This window comes from Lysobacter sp. N42, assembly GCF_004344885.1.
This window is the reverse complement of record NZ_SKFB01000039.1, coordinates 1-19,407: the sequence shown is the minus strand read 5'-3', so window position 1 is coordinate 19,407 and position 19,407 is coordinate 1. Positions and strand designations below refer to the sequence as shown.

Sequence of the window (19,407 nt, the reverse complement as noted above, 5' to 3'; positions counted from 1 at the left end):
GGCTCATGCCTCCGTCGGCCACGTCGCGCCCACCAGCCGGGGCTCCGGCTCCAGCGCCACGCCGAAGGCCGCGCGCACGGCACCGGCCACGCGACATGCGAAGTCCAGCAGCTGGCGGCCCGTGGCATCGCCGTGGTTGACCAGCACCAGCGCGTGCGAGGCGGCGATGCCCGCATCGCCATCGCGCGCACCCTTGAAGCCGAGGCGGTCGATGAGCCAGGCCGCCGAAAGCTTGCGCTGGCCTTCGGCCGCGCGGAACACCGGCATGTCCGGATGCAGCGCCAGCAGCGCATCCGCCTGCGCGGCCGGCACGATCGGATTCTTGAAGAAGCTGCCGGCGTTGCCGATCACGGCAGGGTCCGGCAGCTTGCGGCGCCGGATCGCGATCACCGCCTCGGCCACGTCGCGAGCGCGCGGCGAGACGATGCCGCGCGCGGCCAGCTCCTCGGCGATGCCCGCGTAGCCCAGCACCGGCATGCCGCCGCGGCGCAGGCGGAACTCGACCCCCGTGACGACGAAGCGGTCGGGCGCCTGCTTGAACAGGCTGTCGCGATAGGCGAAGGCGCAGTCGGCCGCCGAAAGGCGCAGCATGCGGCCGGTGGCCGGCTCGAAGGCGTGCACGGCCTCGATGCGCTGGCCGACCTCCACGCCGTAGGCGCCGATGTTCTGGATCGGCGCGGCGCCCACCGTGCCGGGGATCAGTGCGAGGTTCTCCAGCCCGTCCAGCCCCAGCTCCAGGCTGCGCATCACCAGCGCATGCCACTGCACGCCGGCGTCGGCGTAGAGCAGCGCGGTGTCGCCTTCCCCGGCGAGGATGCGCACATCGGTGCCGGTCAGTCGCAGCACCGGCATGGTGGGTGCCTCGACGAAGAGCATGTTGCTGCCGCTGCCGAGCACCAGCGGCGTCGCGCCCCGAAGCGGAGCCGCCGCGAAGGCGGCGGGCAGGGCGTCGGCGCGCTCCGCCTCCACCAGCCAGGGCGCGCGCACGCGCACGCCGAAGGTGTTGAGCGAGGTGAGGTCGGCGTCGCGCCTGATGCGGATGCCGGGGTCGGCCATCGCCGTCATGCCGGCGGCACGTGTCCGCGGCTCGGCGCTTCCTTGCGGCGGCGGATCGCGTCCACGCATTCGCGCACGAGCACCGGCCCGCGGTAGATGAAGCCCGTGTAGCACTGCACCAGGCTCGCGCCCGCGGCCATCTTGGTCACCGCGTCCGCGCCCGAGAGGATGCCACCCACCCCCACCAGCGGAATCGACTCGGGAAGGCGCGTGCGCAGTCGGCGCAGGACGTAGGTGGCCTGCGCCATCAGCGGCGCGCCCGACAGGCCGCCGGCCTCGTCGGCATGCGGGGAATCCTCCACGCCCAGCCGCGACACGGTGGTGTTGGTCGCCACCACGCCGTCCACCTGCAGGTCCGCCAGCACGCGCGCGGCGGCCTCGATGTCCTCGTCCGACAGGTCCGGCGCCACCTTCACCAGCATCGGCACGCGCTTGCCGTGCCGCGCGCCCAGCCGCTCCTGCGCCTCGCGCAGCGTGCCGACCAGCCGGCGCAGTGCCTGTTCCTCCTGCAGCTCGCGCAGGCCCGCCGTATTGGGTGAGGAGATGTTGACGGTGATGTAGTCGGCCAACGGATACACGCGCTCCAGGCAGTGCAGGTAGTCCTCGTGCGCCGACTCGTTGGGCGTGTCCTTGTTCTTGCCGATGTTGATGCCGAGGATGCCGCGGCGCGGCTTGGCACGCTCGACGTTGCGCACCAGCGCGTCCACGCCGTCGTTGTTGAAGCCCAGGCGGTTGATGAGCGCACGGTACCGCGCGATGCGGAACATGCGCGGCCGCGGATTCCCCGGCTGCGGGCGCGGCGTGGTCGTGCCGATCTCGACGAAGCCGAACCCCAGCCCGAACAGCGCGTCGATGTGGTCGCCGTTCTTGTCCAGCCCTGCAGCCAGGCCGACCGGGTTCGGGAAATCGAGGCCGAGCACCGGGACCGGGAACGGCGAGGCCGCCGGGCGTCGCGCGACCAGGCCCAGCATGCCCGCGCGTTCGAGCACATCGAGCCCGTGCAGCCCGATGCCGTGCGCACGCTCGGCCTCGAGCCGGAACAGCAGGGGACGCAGCAGCCCGTACATCAGTTCGACGCGATCCCGACGAGGCCGAGCAGCACCGCGATGCCTCCGAAGAAGGCGATCGCCAGCAGCACCGCGACGACGAGCGTGGCCAGGTGCAGGTAGCCGAGCACCAGCCCGCCTACCGCCAGCCCGTCACCTGCCAGTGCGCCGCGTGCCGCGCGGATGTCGCGGCACGCCATGTGGCCGCAGGCGATCGCCACCAGGCTGCCGATGACAGGTAGCGCGAACCAGCAGACGATGCCGAACACCAGGCTCGCGATCGCGAGCGTGCTGGTGGGCGTCGTGCCGGCGGCGGGGGCGGCAAGCGGCTGCGGCTCCATTGCGTGGCCTCAGAGGTCGAACTTGATGCCCTGCGCCAGCGGCAGCGCGTCGGAGTAGTTGATCGTATTGGTCTGGCGGCGCATGTAGGCCTTCCACGCGTCGGAGCCCGACTCGCGGCCGCCGCCCGTTTCCTTCTCGCCACCGAAGGCACCGCCGATCTCCGCGCCCGAGGTGCCGATGTTGACGTTGGCGATGCCGCAGTCGCTGCCCGCGGCGGAGAGGAACTGCTCGGCCGCCTTGAGGTTGGTGGTGAAGATCGAGGACGACAGGCCCTGCGGCACGGCGTTCTGCAGCTCGATCGCCTCGTCCAGCGTCGAGTACTTCATGACGTACAGGATGGGCGCGAACGTCTCGTGCTGCACGATGTCGGCATCGTTGGTCAGGCCGGTGACGATCGCCGGCAGCACGAAGTTGCCGGGACGGTCGAGCACGGCCCCACCGGTCTCGACCTTGCCGCCGAGCTGCTTCGCGCGCTCGATGGCGTCGAGGTAGGCCTGCACGCCGTCACGCGAGTTCAGCGGGCCCATCAGGTTGGCCGGGTCGGTCGGATCGCCGATCTTGCCCTCGACCTGCTTGTAGGCCTTGACCAGGCGCGCCAGCACGTCATCGAAGATCGACTCGTGCACGAACAGGCGGCGCGTGGTGGTGCAGCGCTGGCCCGCGGTGCCGACCGCGCCGAACACGATGGCCGGGATCGCGAGCTTCAGGTCGGCAGAAGGTTCAACGATGATCGCGTTGTTGCCGCCCAGCTCCAGCAGCGAGCGGCCCATGCGGCGCGCCACGCGCTCGCCGACCATGCGGCCCACGCGCGTGCTGCCGGTGAACGAGATCAGCGGCACGCGGCGGTCGTCCACGAACTCCTGCGCGAGATCCGAGCCGGCGTCGTTGAACAGGAAGAAGATGTCGGGGAAGCCGCCTTCGCGCAGCGCCTCGTTGCAGATCTTCATGGAGGCCACGGCCGACAGCGGCGTCTTCGGCGAGGGCTTCCAGATCGAGATGTCACCGCAGACGGCGGCGACGAACGAGTTCCACGCCCACACGGCGACCGGGAAGTTGAACGCCGAGATGATCCCGACCAGGCCGATCGGATGCCACTGCTCGTACATGCGGTGGCCGGGACGCTCCGAATGCATGGTCAGGCCGTAGAGCTGGCGCGAGAGGCCGACGGCGAAGTCGCCGATGTCGATCATCTCCTGCACCTCGCCATCGCCCTCGGGCTTGGACTTGCCCATCTCCAGCGCGACCAGCGAGCCCAGCGCGTCCTTGTGGCGGCGCAGGGCCTCGGCGCAGAGGCGGATGGCCTCGCCGCGGCGCGGGGCCGGCGTCGTCCGCCACACCCTGAAGGCCGCCTGCGCGCGCTCGACGATGGTCTCGTAGTCCTCGCGCGAGGACGCCGTCACCCGCGCCAGCAGCGAGCCGTCGGTGGGGCTGACGGACTCGAGCACGCCCGCGTCGCGCGTGGTCGCCCATTCGCCATGGCCGAGGTACGTGCCGGACTCGATATCGCCGAGGCCGAGCGCGGTGAGGACGGGATGGGTCATCGAAAGCTCCTTGAAGACGCGTGCCGCGACCACGGCGACGCCAGTGCATTGGCGAGTCCGCGCGGGTGCGCGGGCTGTTGCAGCGGGATCTGCATGAATGGCGGCCCCGACACGATTCGAACGTGCGACCTTCCCCTTAGGAGGGGGACGCTCTATCCAGCTGAGCTACGGGGCCCCAGGCCGCGGATTTTCGCACGGGAGGCGACCGTGCCGGTAATCACGTTTTCCCGCGGCAGGAGCAGCCGGCCCCCCGCTTGGCAGGAGCACCGCCGGCCCGCTAGACTAGCGCCCGTTACGTGGGGCCATAGCTCAGCTGGGAGAGCGCGTCGTTCGCAATGACGAGGTCGGGAGTTCGATCCTCCCTGGCTCCACCACGATTCCAGACGGCGCCTTCGGGCGCCGTTTCTTTTTTTGCGGTATCCGGGCGACTGCCCGGCCCGTGTCACCCGCGAAGCCGGGCAAGCGCGGCTCGCCCGGCTGCGTCGCGCTTGCCGGGCTACGAGGGGTTCGCCGCCGGGATGAGCGGGGCGAGCACGGGCTCGAGCTGCTCGCGTCGCCAGCCCTGCAGCGTGTCGGGCCAGCGGCCGGTATCGACCAGGGGTTCGAGCATGCGGCGCGAGGCCAGCACGCCATCGGCCAGGCCGAGCTCGGCGGCCCGACGCGAGACGGCATCCTGCAGCGCCTTGATGCGCGCCTTGTCGCGACGCTCGGCAAGCGAGGCGTCCGGTGCCTGCGCCTCGTCGTCCAGCGGCGTCGCCAGTGCGGTCCACACCGCATCGACCAGCTTGCGCGGGCCCTTGGGATGGGCGTTGATCGCCTGCGACAGCGCCTCGCGCGTGGCCGGGGGATTGCGCGCGAGCGAGGCCGCGAGCTCGTTGTCGAGCACCCAGCTTCGCGGCAGGTCGACGCGGCGGGCATGCGCGTCGCGCCAGCGCAGCAAGCGGAGCAGGCGCGCCTGCGCGGCGGCGTCGAGGAACTGCGCGCTGCGCATCGCCAGGTGCGGCCAGGTCTCCGGTGCGTCCTCGATGGCGAGCTCGACGGTGCGCTGCATGTCCGCCTCCAGCCAGGCCTGGCGGCCCAGCCCGGCAAGGCGCTGCGCGAGTGCGTCGTGCATCTCGAACAGGTGGGCGACGTCGTCGGCCGCGTACTCGAGCTGGGAGGGCGACAGCGGGCGGCGCATCCAGTCCGAGCGCGTCTCGCCCTTGGCCAGCGCGACGCCGGTGAGCTCGGCGACCAGCTTCTGGTAGCCCATGCCCGATCCGATGCCGGCCAGCGCCGCGGCGGCCTGGGTGTCGAAAAGCGGGCGCGGCACCTCGCCGCAGGCATGGCGCAGGGCGATCAGGTCCTCGCTGGGGCTGTGCATGATCTTGAGCACGGAGGCGTCCGCGAGCAGCGGCGCGATGGCCTGCGTCATGCCAGGAACCAGCGGGTCGACCAGCAGGATCTCCACGCCGTCGGGCGTCGGCAGCGCGATCTGCACCAGCGCCAGCTTCGGCCAGTAGGTGCGCTCGCGGATGAACTCGGTGTCCAGCCCGATGCGGGCAGGCGGGGTGGACAGCCAGCGCTGCAGCGTGTCGGGGTGGTCGATCCAGTGGGCCAAGACGGGTGCCGGGTTTGCGGGAGCGGGCGACAATAGCCTACTTTCCGTGACCCGGCGGCGAGCCGGCGGATGGAGGATGCGTGCGCGCGAAGACGGGGCGGCTGGCCGCCGCGGCGCTCGCCGCGGCACTGCTGGCGACGGGCTGCGGCGACGATCGCGACGCGCCCGCGCGGCCGCGCGGCGCGCCCACGGTCGTGGTGGGTGATTCGAGCGTCGACGTCGCGACCTGGCGGCCGCCACGCATCGAGGTGACGCCGCAGAACGCGGTCGAACTGGCCGATCGCGCCGACGTGGCGCTGGCCGAGGGCCGGTTCGCGGGCGATGACGGCTCCGCGATCGCGCTGTTCCATGCGCTGCAGGCCCATCCGCCGATGCGCGTGCGCGCGCAAGCCGGGTTGCGCAATGCGGTCACCGGCCTGCTCCAGCAGGCGCGCAGCGACCTCGCCGACATCGACGAGGATCCCGACGCGCTGCGCCGCGTGCACGAGGCCGCGGCCGTGCTGCGGGTGGTCGCGCTGGACCGTCCCGACGTCGAGCGGTTCCTGCAGGCGGTCGATCGCGTCGACGAGGGGCTGCGCTACAGCGCCGAGGGCGAGGCCGCGCTCGCACGGGGCGACATCGGCGAGGGCGGCACGGGCGGGGCGCTGGGCTGGTTCGGGCGCGCCCTGGAGCTACGGGCTACCGATTCGCGTGCGCTGCAGGGGCTGGCAGCCGCGGAGAGCGCGCTCATCCGGAGGGCCGAACAGGCCGCCGCGCGCGACGACTATGCCGCCGCCTCGCGCTGGCTCGATCATGCCCAGGCGCTGCGGCCGCAGGCCGGTACCGTGGCGGCGGCGCGTGCCCGCATCGCCTTCGAGCGCGCGGCGCGCGTGGGGCGCCTGCGCGACCGGGGCATCGCCCTGCTGGCCGAGCGCGACGGGATCGACCAGGCGCGCGCGATCCTCGCGCAGCTGCTGGTGATCGCGCCGCCGGGCGACCCGGCCGCGACGGAGCTGCGCCAGCGCATCGATCTGGCCGTCTACTACGGCCCGTTCCGGCCGGGGCAGGTCTTCACGGATGCCATGGCCGGGGGCGGGCGGGGGCCGCAGATGGTGGTGGTGCCCCGCGGCGTGTTCCGGATGGGCGCGCCGTCGGGCGAACGCGGCAGCAGCGATGCCGAGCGTCCGCAGCGCTCGATCCGCTTCGCGCGCGGCTTCGCCATGGCGCGAACCGAGGTCACCGTCGGCGAGTTCCGCCGGTTCGTCGAGGCCACCGGTTACCGTGCGCGCTCGGTGCGTCGCGGTTACTCGATGGCCTACGACGAGCGCAGCGGCAACTTCGTGCGACGCGGCCGGGTGGACTGGACACGCGACTACCGCGGCCAGCCCGCGCGCGAGGACCTGCCCGTGGTGCACGTCAGCGCCAAGGACGCCGCGGCCTACGCCGAGTGGTTGGCCGAGCGCACGGGGCAGCGCTACCGCCTGCCCAGCGAGGCCGAGTTCGAATACGCCCTGCGCGCGGGCGAGCAGGGGCCCTATCCCTGGGGCGATGGCGCTCCGCCGCCCGGCACGGGCAACTTCACCGGCGAGGGCGACCGCTCGCCCGCCGGGCGCGCCTGGAAGAACGCCTTCCGCGGCTACATCGACGGTGCCTGGGGCCCCGCCCCGGTGGGGCGCTTCCTGCCCGGACGATTCGGCCTTCACGACCTTGGCGGCAATGTCAGCGAATGGGTGGCGGACTGCTGGCATGCCAGCTATCGCCGCGCGCCGCGCGATGCACGCGCCTGGGTCAATCCGGGTTGCAGGCAGCGCACCGTGCGTGGCGGGTCCTGGGCCAGTTCGCCGGAACAGACCCGGTCGGCCTGGCGCATGCAGTTCGACGCCGATACCACGAACGCGCGCATCGGCTTCAGGGTGGTGCGCGACCTCTGACACCCGGGAGTCCCGATGCGCATCGACCCGCTCGGCATGAATCGCACCCCCACCCGACGCCGCGGGTTCGGCCTCGGTGGGATCCGCTGGATCGTCCTCGTCGGCTTCGCGATCTATGCCGCGGTGTCGTGGTTCGGCAGCAAGCAGACCGATCCGCTCACCGGCGAGGATGCCCGCTACGGCGCGACCGCCGAGGAGGAGGTCATGCTCGGCGCGCAGGCCTTCGACCAGGTGCTCGGCGAGGCGCAGGCACAGGGCGCGCTGCTCCCGGCCGACACGCAGGTCAGCCGCCAGATCCGCGAGATCGCCCAGCGGCTCGTCTCGCGCGTGCCGCAGGTGACGGCCGACCTGGCGCAGGCCAATGGCCAGCAGGCGCCCACCGCGCACCAGAACTTCCAGTGGGACGTGGCCGTCATCCAGTCCGACCAGGCCAATGCGTTCTGCCTGCCGGGCGGGAAGATGGCGGTCTATACCGGGCTGATCCCGGTGGCGCAGACCCAGGACGCGATGGCGGTGGTGATGGGCCACGAGATCGCGCACGCGCTGCTGCGCCACGGCTCGCAGCGTATGGCGCAGCAGAAGCTCGTGCAGATGGGGCAGCTCGCGGCCGGCGTGGCGCTGGGTGGCATGGACCCCGGCCAGCAGCAGGCGGTCATGGCGGCGCTCGGAGCCGGCGCGCAGTACGGGTTCATCCTTCCCTACGGCCGCAACCACGAGACGCAGGCCGACCGCGTGGGCCTGATGCTGGCGGCGGCGGCCTGCTACAACCCGCGCGAAGCGATCCCGCTGTGGGAGCGCATGTCGCAGCTCGGCGGCGGCCAGCGCCCGCCCGAGTTCGCGTCCACGCATCCCGACCCGGCCAACCGCATCCAGAACCTGCAGTCGCTGATGCCGCAGGCCGAGGCCTTCTACGCCAAGTACTGCCCCGGCGCGCCCGCCGCGCAGGCCGCCTACTGAAAGCGAAAGGCCGGGATTTCCCGGCCTTTTCCCTGGTACGCGCCCGATGCCGCGGCGTCAGCCTTCCTTGCGTTCCCTGGGCCGGTTCGGCGTGGTGCCCATGCTGCCGGCCAGGTTGTTCTGGAACTCCTTCCAGACCTGCATGTTGCGCTCGGTAAGCTGGTTCATCAGGGCCCACGGGGTCTGGCCCAGCAGGCCACCCATCTGCGTGCGGAACTGCTGCTGCTGGTCGAGGAAGAGCTGCATGGACTTTTCCAGGTAGCTGGCCATGAAGCTCTGCATCGAGTCCCCGTAGAAGCGGATGATCTGGCTGAGCAGTTGCGTGGACAGCAGCGGCTCGCCGTCCTGCTCGTGCTCGGCGATGATCTGCAGCAGCACCTGCCGGGTGAGGTCCTCCCCCGAGCGCGCGTCGCGGACCTCGAACTCCTCGCCCTCGATGATGAGCTGGCGGACGTCCTCGATCGTGATGTAGCTGGAGATCTCGGTGTCGTAGAGCCTGCGGTTCGGGTACTTCTTGATGACGCGCGGAGAAGCCATCTGCAAGGACCGGAAGCGGGATGGATCGAGAATGACGCAGCGCGCAACGTCGCGCAACTTGCCCCGGCACGCGGAGGTCGCGCCCGCCTGACCGCTTCAGCCCGTGCACCCACGCCCCCGGGCCTGGCGCAGGCGCACGGCGGGCCCGGCGTGCCTCTGCGTCCGACCGACCCCCGACCCGCGCCGGTCCCGCCGGGCCTGTGCTACCAGCCCATGTACTGCCCGCCGTTCACCGCGAGGTTGGCGCCCGTGATCCAGGCGGCCTCGTCGGGAACGAAGAACGACACGGCGTAGGCGATCTCCTCGGGATTGCCCAGGCGTCCGGTAGGGATCTGCGCCACGATCTTGCTGCGCACGTCCTCCGGCACCGCCATGACCATGTCCGTGGCGATGTAGCCGGGCGAGACGGTATTGACGGTGATGCCGAACTTCGCGTTCTCCTGCGCCAGCGAAATGGTGAAGCCGTGCATGCCGGCCTTGGCGGCCGCGTAGTTCGCCTGCCCGTACTGGCCCTTCTGGCCGTTGATCGAGCTGATCTGGATGATCCGTCCCCAGCGGCGCTCGCGCATGCCCTCGATCAGCGGCCGGGTGACGTTGAAGACCGAGCCCAGGTTGGTGGCGATGACTTCGTTCCACTGCTGCGCGTTCATCTTGTGGAAGGTGGTGTCGCGGGTGATGCCGGCGTTGTTGACCAGGATGTCGACCGGGCCGAGGGCCTTCTCGATCTCGCGCGCCATGGCCTCGCACTGGCCGGCGTCGGCGACGTCGGCCGGCGTCATGAACACCTCGACGCCGCGGGCGCGCATGCGCTCCTGCCAGGCGCGGGCCTTGGCCTCGTCGCGGTAGTTGGTGGCCACGCGGTGCCCCATCGAGGCCAGGCGTTCGATGATCGAGCTGCCGATGCCACCGGTGCCGCCGGTGACCAGTGCGACGCGACTCTGCATGTACGGTGCTCCTCGGCGCGACCGGCGCCGGCGGCCCGATTCTAGGCATGCCCCCGTGCAGGCGTATGTCGGATTTCCCCGGTGGGGATGCGGGCCGGCTCGAAGGCGTCGACGGCAGCCCCGAGCCAGCGCGCGGGCGTCCGGGCATCCGGTGCGGGATCGACCGCCTGGCCAAGCTGCAGCCAGGCGCGGCGCAGCGCGGGCAGGGGATCGGCGGCATCCACGGGCCAGGCGGCATCGGACTTGGAGAGCTTGCGCCCCGCGGCGTCGGTGACCAGCGGGAGGTGCGCATGGCGGGGCGTGGGCAGGCCGAGGTTGCGCTGCAGCAGGATCTGGCGCGGGGTGGAGTCGAGCAGGTCCGCGCCGCGCACGACGTCGGTGATGCCCTGCAGGGCGTCGTCGACCACGACCGCGAACTGGTAGGCCCACAGGCCGTCCGCCCGGAACAGCACGAAGTCGCCCGCGACGAGGTCCACGCGCTGGCGGACGGGGCCGCGGATGGCGTCGACGAATGCGACGTCCGTGCCCTCGTCCACGCGCAGCCGGATCGCCGGCGCCCGCCCGGGTACCGGGCCGTGGACGCAGGCGCGATGGACGCCGCCGCTCGCGGCGAGGTCGGCCCGGCTGCACCAGCAGTGGAACGCCCTGCCGGATGCGAGCAGCGGCTCGAGCATCCCGCGGTAGACGGCGTCGCGCTCGCTCTGGCGCAGGACGGGCCCGTCAGGCACGAGTCCGAAGGCATGCAGCGCATTCAACTGGCGGTCAGCCGCACCCGGGACTTCGCGCGGCCTGTCCACGTCCTCGATGCGTACGTGCCATTCGCCGCCCGCGCGGCGTGCCAGCAGCCAGCTGCCGAGGGCCGCGAGCAGCGAGCCGGCGTGCAGGTCGCCCGTGGGCGAGGGCGCGAACCGGCCGCGGTAGGCACTCACGCGAGGGCTCCGGCTTGAAAAGCGGCGCAGGCCTCCCCACCTCGGCGGGGAAACATCGAATCCTTCGGAAGGATGGGATCCATGCTCAAGCGAGTCGCGCTATTCGTCGCCACCAACCTTGCGGTGCTCGTGCTGCTGAGCATCGTGATGCGCCTGTTCGGCGTCGATCCTTCCACCAGCGGGGGCCTGCTGGTGATGGCGACGCTGTTCGGCTTCGGTGGCTCCTTCATCTCGCTCATGATGTCGAAGTGGATCGCCAAGCGCAGCACCGGCGCCCACGTGATCGAGCAGCCGCGTGACGAGCTCGAGCGCTGGCTGGTGGAAACCGTGCGCCGCCAGGCGCAGCAGGCGGGCATCGCCATGCCCGAGGTCGCGATCTACGACGCGCCGGAAATCAACGCCTTCGCGACCGGCCCCAGCCGCAACAACTCGCTGGTCGCCGTGTCCACCGGCCTGCTGCGCTCGATGGACCGCGACGAGGCCGAGGCGGTGCTGGCGCACGAGGTCAGCCACGTCGCCAACGGCGACATGGTGACCATGATGCTGGTGCAGGGCGTGCTCAACACCTTCGTGATCGTGCTGGCGCGCGTGGTCGGCCGCATCGTGGACGGCTACCTGTCCGGCAACCGCGAAGGCGAGGGCGGCGGCCTGGGCTACTTCGCGACGGTCATGGTGCTCGACCTGGTCTTCGGCCTGCTCGCCAGCATGATCGTGATGTGGTTCTCGCGCTACCGCGAGTTCCGCGCGGATGCCGGCGGTGCCGCGCTCGCGGGCCGCGACAAGATGATCGCCGCGCTGACGCGGCTGTCGCGCACGTACGGCGAGACGACGCTGCCCAAGACCGTGCAGGCCTTCGGCATCAGCGGCGGCGTCGCGCATGGCCTGCGCCGGCTGTTCATGACGCATCCGCCGCTGGCCGAGCGCATCGAGGTGCTGCGCCGTCTGCCGGCGGAGAATCCGTCGGCGCACGTGCTGACCTGATCCCTGATCCGTACATCCTGCGGGGCGGGCAGCGTTCGCGTTGCCCGCCCATTTTTTGTTTCAGCCACGGATTGACACGGATCGACACGGATCGGGTCACTGCGATCGAGGTGGCCTTGCCTGCGGCGGAGTGGCGTTCCCGCCGCAGACGAGCGCGGATGTGTGCGGAAGGGGTTCTCTGGCCGGCGGTTGATCCCACCGGGAAGCCCTGGGCCCAACCCGTGTCCATCCGTGTCCATCCGTGTCGATCCGTGGCTGAAGCTCCCGCCTCGACCGCGCGCGAACACCCCGTCCGCTTCAGCCCGATCCGCCCCGCTTCCCGGCCGGAACGCGTCTCGCGATCAGGGGAACTCGTAGTCCATGTTCGGGCTCACGCCGGCCAGGAAGAAGCCCTGCGCGTAGTCCACGCCGGCGCTGAAGAGCACGGTCATGCTCTGCGCGTCGCGTACGTGCTCGGCGATGGTGCGCTTGCCGAGCGCGCGCGCCTTGTCGGTGATGTCGCGCAGGCGCTGCTGGTGCTCGGCGCTGGTGCCGAGGTTCTCCATGAAGGTGCGGTCGATCTTCAGGAAGTCGGCGTCGAAATGCGCCAGCAGCTGGAAGGAGTTCAGGCCCGCGCCGAAGTGCTCCAGCCCCACGCGCACGCCCGACAGCGCGGCCCGCGTCTGGAACTCCTGGGCCGCGCGCAGGTTGGTGAAGACCTTGGACTCGGGCAGCTGCACCACCAGCAGCGAGCCGTCCGCGCCGTGCAGCGAGATCTGCTCCTCGATGTGCTTGAGCAGGCTGTCGTCCTGCAGCGAGGCCTCGGTGATCTTGACCAGCAGGGTGGTGCGGCGCCCGGAGCGCAGGCGCTCGCCGATGGTCTGCAGCGCGCGGCCGACGACCCAGCGGTCGATCTCCCACAGCAGCCCGTTCTCCTCGGCGATCTGCAGGAAGGCCAGCGGGGCGACGAGTTCGCCCTGCTCGCCCTTCATGCGCAGGTAGGCCTCGTAGATCTCGCCCGGCTCGCCGTGCAGGCTCACAAGCGGCTGGTAGGCCATGGTGAAGCGGTCGGAGTCGAGTGCGTCGCGGATCCGTTCGACCCAGGCCTGCACGCGCTCTTCCTCGGCGCGGTCGGCCGCGCCCGGGTCGAAGATCTCGACACGGTTGCCGCCCACGCCGGCCGCCGACTGCATGCCCTGGTTGGCCTTGGCCAGCACCGCGGTGACGCTGGCGATCTTCTCGCCGATCTGCACGCCGCCGATGCTGACGGTGGGATTGAGCGAGCGGTTGCCCACCTCGACCACGTGGCCGGCGAAGGCGCTGCGGATGCGATCCGCCAGTGCCTGGGTGGCCTGGTGGTTGTGGCCCCGGGCCAGCGCGGCGAACTGGTGCTCGCCGAAACGCGCCAGCACCACGTCGTCGGCGACGGAGTCACGCAGGCGGCGGGCGCAGGCGGCGATGAGCTCGTCCGCGGCGTCCAGGCCGATGTCCTGCAGCAGGCGCGCGTAGTAGTCCGGCTCGATCAGCAGGAAGCCGTGGCTCGACGAGTTCTGCGCCGCGTCGGCCACCGTGTCTTCCAGCGTGCGCAGGAAGGTCGGGCGGTTGAGCAGCCCCGTGACCTGGTCGCGCTGGCGCAGCTCCTCCACCTCGCGGGCCAGCGCCGGGTCCAGCTCCTGGCGGCGCAGCACCAGCTGCAGGCAGTGCTCGCCCTCGTACATGGCCGGCGTGAATTCCATGACGGCGGGGAACTGGTTGCCGTCCAGCGTGCGCGCCTCGACCTCGACCCGGGGAGGCGGCGGCTCGCCCTTGGAGAGCTGCTTGAGCAGCTGCTTGAACGAATCGACGTGCGCGCCCGCGATCATGTCGAGGATCGACATGCCCTCGACCTCGTCGAAGGACTCGTAGCCGAACATCTCCAGGTAGGCCGAATTGGCCCGGATGTGCATGCCCTCGTGGATGTAGGCGATGGGGTCGCGCGAGGACTCGATCAGCGCGTCGCAGCGGCGCTCGGTCTCGCGCACCTGGAACTCGAGCTTGCGCAGGGCGCGCCGGGCCTCGAGGTCGGCCCATTCCGCCCGTACGGTGCTCACGATGTGGTCCATGCGCCGGCGCAGGACCACGCCGCGCGCGCCGAGCGCCATGGCCTCGAGCACGATCGCCTCGTCGATCTCGTCGACGAGCAGGAGCACCGGCAGGTCCTTGCCGCTCGTGGCCACCTGCTGCAGCACCGCCTCGGCGGGCACGAGGCGCGCATTGCGCGCCACCACGGCCAGGTCGGGCGACTGGTTGGCGATCAGGCCGGCGAGCTGCTCCTCGGCCTCGGGGCGCGAGGGACGCACCGCGATTCCGCTGTTGCGAAGGCCGCTGACGACGGCTTCGGCCGCCTCGACGCTGTCGTCCACGATCAGAAGGCGCAGGGCTGCGTCTTTTCCGAACTGCATTCGGACCTCCCGGGGGATGCGCGTTTATCGCACGAATCCTGCCGTTCGTCATGCGACGAACGGCAGGGGCGTGGGCTGCGGGGCTCAGAGGGGGCGCTTGCCCGGGTCGCCCGCGACCTCGCGCACGAGCCGCGGGACCAGGTAGCCTGACAGCCTCGTCGCGAGGGCCGCGTGCAATGCGCGGGCGGTGGCGTCGGGCACCTCGAAGTGCGCCGCGCCCTGCACGCGGTCGAGCTGGTGCAGGTAGTAGGGCAGCACGCCCGCCGCGAAACCGCGCTCGGAGAGGTCAGCCAGTGCATCGACCGAATCGTTCACGCCGCGCAGCAGCACGGCCTGGTTGAGCAGCGTGGCCCCGGTCGAGCGCAGGCGGGCGAGGGCGGCGTCGACGCCGGCGTCGAACTCGCGGGCGTGGTTGGCGTGCAGCACCACCGTCACCGGCCAGGGAACGGATCCGAGCCAGTCCAGCAGCTCGCCGTCCACGCGCTCGGGCAGCACGACGGGCAGGCGGGTATGGATGCGCAGGCGCCGCAGGTGCCGCACGGCGGACAGGCCGTGCGTGAGATCGGCGAGCTTGGCGGTGGACAGCGACCAGGGGTCGCCGCCGGAGAGGATGACCTCGTCGATGGAGGGATCCGCGGCGACCAGGCCGACCGCCTGTGCCCAGCCGCCCGCCGCGGCGCTCTCGTCGCCGTACGGGAAATGCCGGCGGAAGCAGTAGCGGCAATTGATCGCGCAGCTGCCCGTGGTGACCAGCAGCGCGCGCCCGCGGTACTTGCGGATCACGCCCTGGCCGGCCCGCGCCAGCGAGTCGCCGACGGCATCCAGCGCGAAGCCGGGCATGGGGCGCAGTTCCTCGTCCAGCGGGAGGACCTGCCGCAGCAACGGGTCGCCGGCGTCGCCATGGCGCATGCGTGCCACGAAGCCGCGGGGCACGCGCAGGGCGAACTGCGCGGCCGCGGCCCCGGACATGCCGGTCGCCGCGGCCTCCAGCCCGACCAGCGCGAGCAGTTCGCGCGGATCGCGCACGGCCTCGCGCCAGAGCTGCTGCCAGCGGGGAGCGGCCGCGGGATGCGGCTGGGGAAGGGCTGCGGGTATCATTGCCGGCTGTTCGTCTCGTTCCGCCGGCGCATCGCGCCCGGCGTTCTTCCATTCTAGCGGGCGGCCCGCGCCGGCCCCGCACGATCCAGCGCGCAGGAGCACACATGGCCACCCTCGGCATGAACGACGTCAAGTCCGGGCAGAAGATCCTGGTCAACAACGAGCCGTGCGTCATCACGGAGACCGAGTACGTCAAGCCGGGCAAGGGCCAGGCCTTCACCCGCGTCAAGTACCGCAACATCAAGTCCGGCCGCGTGGTCGAGCTGACCATGAAGGCGACCGACAACCTGGAGGTGGCCGACGTCGTCGACACCGACATGCAGTACCTGTACTCCGACGGCGAGTACTGGCACTTCATGAACCCCGAGTCCTTCGAGCAGGTCCAGGCCGACAAGGCCGGCATGGCCGGCGCGGAAAAGTGGCTCAAGGGCGAGGAGGAGTGCGTGGTGACGCTGTGGAACGGCACGCCCATCTCGGTCCAGCCGCCGAACTTCGTCGAACTCAAGATCGTGGAGACCGACCCGGGCCTGCGCGGCGACACCTCCGGCGGCGGCAAGCCGGCCACCCTGGAAACCGGCGCGGTCGTGCGCGTGCCGCTGTTCGTGAACCAGGACGAGGTGATCAAGGTCGACACCCGCTCCGGGGAGTACGTCAGCCGGGTGAAGTGACGGCCCGACCCGCGCGCGCCACCTGCGCGCACGGCTTTGCCGGACGGTCATCCCCGCGAAAGCGGGGATCCAGTGACTCCCCTGCGTCGGCGGCCTGTCGCCGGCCGCGCCCGAAGCCCGCGCCCGCGGGCTTCGTCGTATCCATCGCCGCGAAACATCCCGGCGCGTACCCTTCGCCATCCGCCCAGCACGAGCCTGACGATGTCCGAGACCACCGAACGCTGCGACGTCCTGATCGAGCCCGGCTGGGTGGTGCCGGTGGTGCCGCACGGCGTCGTGCTCGAGGGCCATGCCGTGGCGCTGCGGGGCGATGCGATCGTCGCGGTGGGGCCGGCCGCCGGGCTTCGCGCCCGCTTCGATGCCGCCGAGGTCGTTTCGCGTCCGCACGCCGCGCTGGTGCCGGGCCTGGTCAACGCCCACACGCACAACCCGATGACGCTGCTGCGCGGCATCGCGGACGACCTGCCGCTGATGGAATGGCTGCAGGGCCACATCTGGCCCGTCGAGGGCGCGGTGATCGGGCCCGACTTCGTGCGTGACGGCGTGACGCTCGCCATCGCCGAGATGCTCCGCGGCGGCACCACCTGCGCCAACGAGAACTATTTCTTCCCCGACGTGCAGGCCGAGACCTACCGGCGCTTCGGCTTCCGCGCGCTGGTGGGCCTGCCCGTCATCGACTTCCCCACCGCATGGGCGACGACGGCGGACGAGTACTTCGCGCGGGCGCAGGACGTCCACGACGCCCTGCGCGGCGACGCCCTGGTGGGCACCGCGATCGCGCCGCATGCGCCGTACACGGTGAGCGATGCCAACTTCGAGCGCGTGCGCGACTTCGCCCGCGGCAACGACGTGCGCGTGCACCTGCACACCCACGAGACGGTGCAGGAGATCCGCGACTCCATCGCGCAGTTCGGCATGCGGCCGCTGGCGCGCCTGGACCGCCTGGGCCTGGTCGACGACCGCCTCATCGCCGTGCACATGACCCAGCTCACGGACGACGAGATCGCGCTGTGCGCCGAGCGCGGCGTCTGCGTCGCGCATTGCCCGGAGTCGAACCTCAAGCTCGCCTCGGGCTTCTGCCCGGTCTGCAGGCTGCAACATGCGGGCGTGACCCTGGGCATCGGCACCGACGGCTGCGCCAGCAACAACGACCTCGACATGATCGGCGAGACGCGCACGGCCGCGCTGCTGGCCAAGGCGGTGGCCGACGACGCCTCGGCCCTGGACGCCGCCAGTGCGCTGCGCGCGGCGACGCTGGGCGGTGCGATCACGCTGGGACTTGGCGACCGCATCGGCTCGATCGAGCCGGGCAAGCAGGCCGACCTCGCACTCGTCGACCTTGGCCTGCTGGAGGCGCAGCCGCTGCACAACGTGATCTCCCAGCTGGTCTACGCCACCGGCCGCCACCAGGTCTGCGACGTCTGGATCGCCGGCCGCCGCAGGCTTCGCGGGCGCGAGCTGGTGGACATGGATCTCCAGGGCATCGTCGCCAACGCGCGGCAGTGGCGCGAGCGCATCCGCGCCGTGCACGCCTGACCGCCACCCCCATCTTCCGGACGCACGCCATGCACGCCACACCTGAGACGTCGAACAACTTCCGGCAGTCCGAACTCGACCGCTTCGGTTCGCTCGCAAGCCGCTGGTGGGATCCGCAGGGCCCGCAGAAGCCCCTGCACGCGCTGAACCCGGTGCGCCTGCGCTACGTCACCGACCGCGTGGCGCTGGATGGCGTGCGCGTGCTCGACGTGGGCTGCGGCGCGGGGCTGCTCAGCGAGGCCATGGCGCAGGCCGGCGCGCGGGTCACCGCCATCGACCTCGCGCCGGAGCTGGTCAAGGTCGCGCGGCTGCACGCGCTGGAAAGCGGCGCGCAGGTCGACTACCGCGTGCAGGCCGTCGAGGACGCGGCGGCGGCCGAGCCGGCGTCGTTCGATGCGGTCACCTGCATGGAGATGATCGAGCACGTGCCCGATCCCGCCGCGGTGATCCGCGCCTGTGCCGAGGCGTTGCGGCCCGGTGGCCGGCTTTTCGTGTCCACGCTCAACCGCACGCCCGCGGCCTTCGCGCTCGCCATCGTCGGGGCCGAGTACATCGCGCGCCTGCTGCCCAAGGGCACGCACCAGTACCGTGATTTCGTGCGGCCGTCCGAACTCGCCGGCTGGTTCCGCGCGGCGGGCCTCGAGCTCGAGGACGTGTCGGGCCTGGCCTACATGCCCTGGCGCAACGCCGCCATGCTCACGCGGCGGACCGACGTCAACTACATCACCTGCGCGCGAAAGCCCGGATGAGCGCGATGCACTTTCCCAGAGCGGTGCTGTTCGACCTCGACGGCACGCTGCTCGACAGCGCGCCGGACATGCTCGCGGCCATCAACGCGATGCGCGAAGCCCGTGGGGCGGAGCCGATGGAGCTCGCCGCCTTGCGGCCCCATGTTTCCAAGGGCGCGCGGGCGATGGTGGCGGCATCGTTTCCCGAGGTCGACGCCTCGACCCGGGAGACATGGATTCCCGAGTTCCTCGACTGCTATCGCGCGGCACTGGGCCGCTTCGGCGGCCCGTTCGAGGGCATCGAGCCCGCGCTTGCGGCGATCGAGCGCGCCGGCAGCCGCTGGGGCATCGTCACCAACAAGCCCGAAGCGCTGGCCGCCGCGCTGATGCCGCTGCTGGGCTGGGAGGAGCGCTGCGCCGTGCTGATCGGCGGCGATTCGCTGCCGGCACGCAAACCCGACCCGCTGCCGCTGCGCGTGGCGGCCGAGCGAATGGGGCTCGACATCGCCGACTGCGTCTACGTGGGCGACGACGAACGCGACATCGTGGCCGCGCGCGCGGCGGGGATGCGCTCGATCGTCGCGCTCTGGGGCTACCGGCTCGACGGCGACGACCCCGAGGCCTGGCAGGCCGACGCGATGCTCGACGAGCCGGCCGATCTCGCGCGTCCCGAGCGATGGGCGACGTGACCGGCTCGCCTCCGGCGGCGCCCATGGACGAGGCCGCGGCCTTCGTCGCGAAGTGGCGCGGTGCATGGCCGGAATGGAGCCTGGTGGAGGGTTTCGTGCCTCCGGGCGAGCGCGAGGTGGGGCCCGCGTGGCAGGCCCTGCAGTTCGAACTGCAGGAAGCGGCCTGGGCTGGCGGTGACGCGCGTCCCGGCGAAGCCAAGCTCGCCTGGTGGGCCGAGGAGCTTTCGGGCTGGGCGCAGGGTCGGCGCCGTCATCCGCTGGGCGCCGTGCTGCAGCGATATCCCGCGCCCTGGACCGCGCTTGCCAACGCCTTGCCGGGGCTCGCCGCCTCGCGGATGCGGCCGGCGACGGCGGGCCATGCCTGGGGCGGAGTGGCCGATGCGGCCGCCGCCGCCGCCGCGGTGGAGGCCGCGCTGCTCGGCGGG

At 71.6% G+C, this 19,407-nt stretch carries 17 protein-coding genes, 2 tRNA genes and 1 pseudogene; 9 read left to right on the top strand and 11 right to left on the bottom strand.

Features of this window, described 5'->3' with window-relative positions; genetic code table 11:
- Positions 1–3: 3 nt before the first annotated feature.
- The 5 genes from murB to EYQ95_RS22640 form a co-directional block, all read right to left on the bottom strand.
- Entirely contained in the window at positions 4–1,065 is a 1,062-nt protein-coding gene (murB, locus tag EYQ95_RS22660) for a UDP-N-acetylmuramate dehydrogenase (protein ID WP_132330817.1), read from the bottom strand.
- Positions 1,062–2,123: a quinone-dependent dihydroorotate dehydrogenase gene (locus tag EYQ95_RS22655; protein WP_132330815.1), complete on the bottom strand. Its 1,062-nt coding sequence runs from the start codon at positions 2,121–2,123 to the stop codon at positions 1,062–1,064. Before EYQ95_RS22655 ends, murB begins: the two co-directional genes overlap by 4 nt.
- The gene (locus EYQ95_RS22650) at positions 2,123–2,443 is read right to left on the bottom strand and encodes a DUF4190 domain-containing protein (RefSeq protein ID WP_132330813.1); all 321 of its coding nucleotides are present in this window, start codon (positions 2,441–2,443) and stop codon (positions 2,123–2,125) included. Before EYQ95_RS22650 ends, EYQ95_RS22655 begins: the two co-directional genes overlap by 1 nt.
- A 9-nt stretch (positions 2,444–2,452) precedes the next feature.
- The gene (locus EYQ95_RS22645; protein ID WP_132330811.1) at positions 2,453–3,985 is read right to left on the bottom strand and encodes an aldehyde dehydrogenase family protein; all 1,533 of its coding nucleotides are present in this window, start codon (positions 3,983–3,985) and stop codon (positions 2,453–2,455) included.
- A 98-nt stretch (positions 3,986–4,083) separates the two neighbouring features.
- Positions 4,084–4,160 (bottom strand) — tRNA-Arg (locus EYQ95_RS22640).
- 123 nt (positions 4,161–4,283) lie between these two features.
- On the opposite strand from EYQ95_RS22640, the gene EYQ95_RS22635 reads away from it, so the two are divergent.
- A tRNA-Ala gene (locus EYQ95_RS22635) sits at positions 4,284–4,359 on the top strand.
- 122 nt (positions 4,360–4,481) lie between these two features.
- Here EYQ95_RS22635 and rnd read toward each other — a convergent pair.
- Positions 4,482–5,585 carry a ribonuclease D gene (gene rnd, locus EYQ95_RS22630; protein WP_132330809.1) on the bottom strand — a complete coding sequence of 368 codons (1,104 nt, stop codon included), beginning with the start codon at positions 5,583–5,585 and terminating at the stop codon, positions 4,482–4,484.
- Positions 5,586–5,665: 80 nt separating this feature from the next.
- Between rnd and EYQ95_RS22625 the strand changes: the two genes are divergently transcribed.
- Together EYQ95_RS22625 and EYQ95_RS22620 are read left to right on the top strand one after the other, a co-directional pair.
- A complete protein-coding gene (locus EYQ95_RS22625) occupies positions 5,666–7,495 on the top strand; it encodes a formylglycine-generating enzyme family protein (RefSeq protein ID WP_243700042.1) in 1,830 nt (609 codons plus the stop codon).
- A gap of 15 nt (positions 7,496–7,510) precedes the next feature.
- On the top strand, positions 7,511–8,452 hold the full coding sequence (locus EYQ95_RS22620) for a M48 family metallopeptidase (RefSeq protein ID WP_132330807.1): 942 nt from the start codon (positions 7,511–7,513) through the stop codon (positions 8,450–8,452).
- A 57-nt stretch (positions 8,453–8,509) separates the two neighbouring features.
- Here EYQ95_RS22620 and phaR read toward each other — a convergent pair whose 3' ends face one another.
- The 3 genes from phaR to gluQRS form a co-directional block, all read right to left on the bottom strand.
- Positions 8,510–8,989 (bottom strand): polyhydroxyalkanoate synthesis repressor PhaR, encoded by a 480-nt coding sequence (phaR, locus tag EYQ95_RS22615; RefSeq protein WP_132330836.1) that lies wholly within the window; start codon positions 8,987–8,989, stop codon positions 8,510–8,512.
- A gap of 203 nt (positions 8,990–9,192) precedes the next feature.
- Positions 9,193–9,933 carry an acetoacetyl-CoA reductase gene (gene phbB, locus EYQ95_RS22610; protein WP_132330805.1) on the bottom strand — a complete coding sequence of 247 codons (741 nt, stop codon included), beginning with the start codon at positions 9,931–9,933 and terminating at the stop codon, positions 9,193–9,195.
- A 41-nt stretch (positions 9,934–9,974) separates the two neighbouring features.
- Positions 9,975–10,862 carry a tRNA glutamyl-Q(34) synthetase GluQRS gene (gene gluQRS, locus EYQ95_RS22605; protein WP_132330803.1) on the bottom strand — a complete coding sequence of 296 codons (888 nt, stop codon included), beginning with the start codon at positions 10,860–10,862 and terminating at the stop codon, positions 9,975–9,977.
- Positions 10,863–10,943: 81 nt separating this feature from the next.
- Here gluQRS and htpX point away from each other — a divergent pair, with 81 nt between their 5' ends.
- Positions 10,944–11,843 carry a protease HtpX gene (htpX, locus tag EYQ95_RS22600; protein ID WP_132330801.1) on the top strand — a complete coding sequence of 300 codons (900 nt, stop codon included), beginning with the start codon at positions 10,944–10,946 and terminating at the stop codon, positions 11,841–11,843.
- Positions 11,844–12,184: 341 nt separating this feature from the next.
- Here the strand turns inward: htpX and EYQ95_RS22595 are convergent, their stop codons facing one another.
- Positions 12,185–14,263, bottom strand: a complete 2,079-nt coding sequence (locus EYQ95_RS22595) for an EAL domain-containing protein (protein WP_132330799.1) — start codon at positions 14,261–14,263, stop codon at positions 12,185–12,187.
- Between the two features lie 84 nt (positions 14,264–14,347).
- Positions 14,348–15,361: an EF-P beta-lysylation protein EpmB gene (gene epmB / locus EYQ95_RS22590; protein ID WP_132330797.1), complete on the bottom strand. Its 1,014-nt coding sequence runs from the start codon at positions 15,359–15,361 to the stop codon at positions 14,348–14,350.
- Positions 15,362–15,465: 104 nt separating this feature from the next.
- On the opposite strand from epmB, the gene efp reads away from it, so the two are divergent.
- The 5 genes and pseudogenes from efp to EYQ95_RS22565 form a co-directional block, all read left to right on the top strand.
- Positions 15,466–16,029 (top strand): elongation factor P, encoded by a 564-nt coding sequence (gene efp / locus EYQ95_RS22585; protein ID WP_132330795.1) that lies wholly within the window; start codon positions 15,466–15,468, stop codon positions 16,027–16,029.
- Between the two features lie 201 nt (positions 16,030–16,230).
- Complete coding sequence (locus EYQ95_RS22580; protein WP_132330793.1) at positions 16,231–17,565, top strand: TRZ/ATZ family hydrolase; 1,335 nt, start codon at positions 16,231–16,233, stop codon at positions 17,563–17,565.
- Positions 17,566–17,594: 29 nt separating this feature from the next.
- A complete protein-coding gene (gene ubiG / locus EYQ95_RS22575; protein ID WP_132330791.1) occupies positions 17,595–18,314 on the top strand; it encodes a bifunctional 2-polyprenyl-6-hydroxyphenol methylase/3-demethylubiquinol 3-O-methyltransferase UbiG in 720 nt (239 codons plus the stop codon).
- On the top strand, positions 18,293–18,982 hold the full coding sequence (gph, locus tag EYQ95_RS22570; RefSeq protein ID WP_370451318.1) for a phosphoglycolate phosphatase: 690 nt from the start codon (positions 18,293–18,295) through the stop codon (positions 18,980–18,982). Before ubiG ends, gph begins: the two co-directional genes overlap by 22 nt.
- Positions 18,983–19,005: 23 nt before the next feature.
- Positions 19,006–19,407 (top strand): annotated as a pseudogene (locus EYQ95_RS22565) (phytoene/squalene synthase family protein); the annotation flags it as partial.

What these genes read in the sequence shown, in the direction of transcription:
- murB (WP_132330817.1), bottom strand. Translation starts at nt 1,065, where the DNA reads ATGACGGCGATGGCCGACCCCGGCATCCGCATCAGGCGCGACGCCGAC.
- EYQ95_RS22655 (WP_132330815.1), bottom strand. Translation starts at nt 2,123, where the DNA reads ATGTACGGGCTGCTGCGTCCCCTGCTGTTCCGGCTCGAGGCCGAGCGT.
- EYQ95_RS22650 (WP_132330813.1), bottom strand. Translation starts at nt 2,443, where the DNA reads ATGGAGCCGCAGCCGCTTGCCGCCCCCGCCGCCGGCACGACGCCCACC.
- EYQ95_RS22645 (WP_132330811.1), bottom strand. Translation starts at nt 3,985, where the DNA reads ATGACCCATCCCGTCCTCACCGCGCTCGGCCTCGGCGATATCGAGTCC.
- EYQ95_RS22620 (WP_132330807.1), top strand. Translation starts at nt 7,511, where the DNA reads ATGCGCATCGACCCGCTCGGCATGAATCGCACCCCCACCCGACGCCGC.
- phaR (WP_132330836.1), bottom strand. Translation starts at nt 8,989, where the DNA reads ATGGCTTCTCCGCGCGTCATCAAGAAGTACCCGAACCGCAGGCTCTAC.
- phbB (WP_132330805.1), bottom strand. Translation starts at nt 9,933, where the DNA reads ATGCAGAGTCGCGTCGCACTGGTCACCGGCGGCACCGGTGGCATCGGC.
- htpX (WP_132330801.1), top strand. Translation starts at nt 10,944, where the DNA reads ATGCTCAAGCGAGTCGCGCTATTCGTCGCCACCAACCTTGCGGTGCTC.
- EYQ95_RS22595 (WP_132330799.1), bottom strand. Translation starts at nt 14,263, where the DNA reads ATGCAGTTCGGAAAAGACGCAGCCCTGCGCCTTCTGATCGTGGACGAC.
- epmB (WP_132330797.1), bottom strand. Translation starts at nt 15,361, where the DNA reads ATGATACCCGCAGCCCTTCCCCAGCCGCATCCCGCGGCCGCTCCCCGC.
- efp (WP_132330795.1), top strand. Translation starts at nt 15,466, where the DNA reads ATGGCCACCCTCGGCATGAACGACGTCAAGTCCGGGCAGAAGATCCTG.
- EYQ95_RS22580 (WP_132330793.1), top strand. Translation starts at nt 16,231, where the DNA reads ATGTCCGAGACCACCGAACGCTGCGACGTCCTGATCGAGCCCGGCTGG.
- ubiG (WP_132330791.1), top strand. Translation starts at nt 17,595, where the DNA reads ATGCACGCCACACCTGAGACGTCGAACAACTTCCGGCAGTCCGAACTC.